The sequence below is a fragment of the Oleiphilus sp. HI0061 genome, from assembly GCF_001635675.1.
In genome coordinates, this window is sequence record NZ_LWFE01000105.1 from 1 (window position 1) to 2,214 (window position 2,214).

General features: G+C 48.3%; 1 protein-coding gene. It reads right to left on the bottom strand.

Going from position 1 to position 2,214, the window contains the following annotated elements; translation table 11 throughout:
* On the bottom strand, positions 1-2,214 hold a 2,214-nt coding region (locus tag A3735_RS01285; RefSeq protein ID WP_156499305.1), incomplete at both ends, for a DUF5011 domain-containing protein.

The window sequence follows — 2,214 nt, forward strand, 5'->3', positions numbered from 1 at the left end:
GCCAATACTTAGACTGATATCTCCATCAATATTATCGCTAGCGCTAGCGCCAGGATCGACGAAGATTGTTCCTACTTCGTGATCTAAGGGGTTGGCTCCAGCAAGGGTGATAAGTGGGGCTGTTGTATCGCTTACGATTACAGTTCTACTCGCCTGAATAGCGGGGTTTCCAGCGGCATCGCTAACATTATAGTGAATGGTGTAGTTACCAGCGGTATTTGTATCAACTGCGCCAGTGGTAATGATATTTACGCTAATATCGCCATCTATGATGTCTGTTGCGGTCGCTCCGGCATCGCTATAAACCGTTCCTTGTTCAGCGTTAACGGTGCTGCCTCCAGTAATCGTTATTACTGGAGCTGTTCTATCAGCAACGATTACATCTCTGGTTACCGTTGTTGCAGCATTACTTTGGGAATCATTTGCATCATAGCTAAGTGTGTAAGTTCCGGCGATATCCGGATCGACTGACCCAGTCACTGTGATTGAAGCGCTTAGGTCGCCGTCTGCTGCATCTGAAGCGGTCGCACCAGCATCTGTGTATGGCGTCTGTAGTTCGTGTAGCACTGGATTGTCACCAATAAGTGCAATAGAGGGTACTCCAGTATCCACGACGTTTGCAGTTCGAACTACGGTTGCTGCTGCGTTACCAGATGAGTCAGAAACATTATAGGTAAGGGTGTATGCACCTTGCGTATTGGCATCAACAGTTCCGGTAACGCCAATTGCTGTACTGATATCTCCGTCAGTGTTGTCACTGGCTGTTGCGCCTGGGTCGACGAAGATTGTGCCGACTTCGTGATCCAGCGGGTTCGTTGAGTTAAGGGTGATTACCGGAATAGTTGTGTCACTGACAATAACGGTTCTGGTGAGTTGTGTTGCCGCGTTTCCAGTAGCGTCACTTACATTGTAATTGATGCTATACGTACCGGCAGTATTAACGTCAACAGTACCGCTTGTGACGATGTTTGCACTGATATCACCGTCAATTACATCACTAGCAGTTGCGCCAGCGTCTGTATATAAAGTGCCTTGCTCATGATTAACTGTAGTACTACCGGTAATAGTGATGAGTGGAGCGCTTCGGTCTGCAACGATAATGTCTCGTGTTACGGTTGTCGCAGCATTGCTTTGTGAATCCGTCACATCATAACTGAGTGTATAAGTTCCAGCGGTATTTGAGTCGACTGAGCCTGTGATGACAATACTAGATGAAAGGTCTCCGTCTGCGGCATCTATTGCAGTGGCACCAGGGTCGGTAGAGGTAGTTTGCAGCTCGTGTAAAATGGGGTTGTCGCCAAGTAGCGTGATGGCCGGCACTCCGGTATCGACAACATTAATTGTACGAACTACCGTCGTTGCAGCGTTTCCTGCCGAGTCGCTGACATTATAGGAAAGTGTATAAGTGCCAATTGTGTTTGGGTCAACCGAGCCAGATACGCCAATATCGGCACTAACATCGCCGTCTATAATATCGGATGCTGTTGCACCAGGGTCAACGAATATGGTGCCTACTTCATGATCCAAAGGGTTTGCGCTAAGTAAGCTTATTACCGGTGCTGTGCGGTCAGCAACGTCAACAACTCTGCTGATTGGTGCGCCTGCATTGCCCGCGGCATCACTTACGTTATAAGTGATGATATATACACCGGCGGTATCACTATCTACTGTATCTCCGCCGACTACAATACTCGTAGTGATGTCTCCATCGGTATTGTCATTTGCGCTTGCGCCAGCATCTGTATAGGGGGTTCGTAATTCATGCAGAACTGTTGAGTCGCCAGACAAAATGAGAGTTGGAGGTGTTGTGTCGTTTACGTTTACTGTTCTTATTTCGGTAGGTGCAGCGTTGCCAACTGAGTCCGAAACATCGTATGTGACATTGCATGTGCCTGTTAGGTTCGGGTTGACGGTATCTCCAGCTACGGCAATGCTGCTGCTTAAGTCTCCGTCGATTGCATCTGATGCAGTAGCGCCTGGATCGGTGTAGGCATTTCCAAGCTCGTGATCAAGAGGGTTGCTTCCAAGAAGGGTGATCGTTGGCGCGCCGGTATCGGCAACGATTACGTCGCGAGATATTGTTGTCGCTATATTTCCTGCTGCATCGCTTAGGTCATAAGAAAGTGTGTAAGTACCAGCAATGCTTGAATCAACAGAACCGCTGACGACAATGGAGCTGCTTAAGTCTTCGCCTGGAACATCTGATGCAGTAGC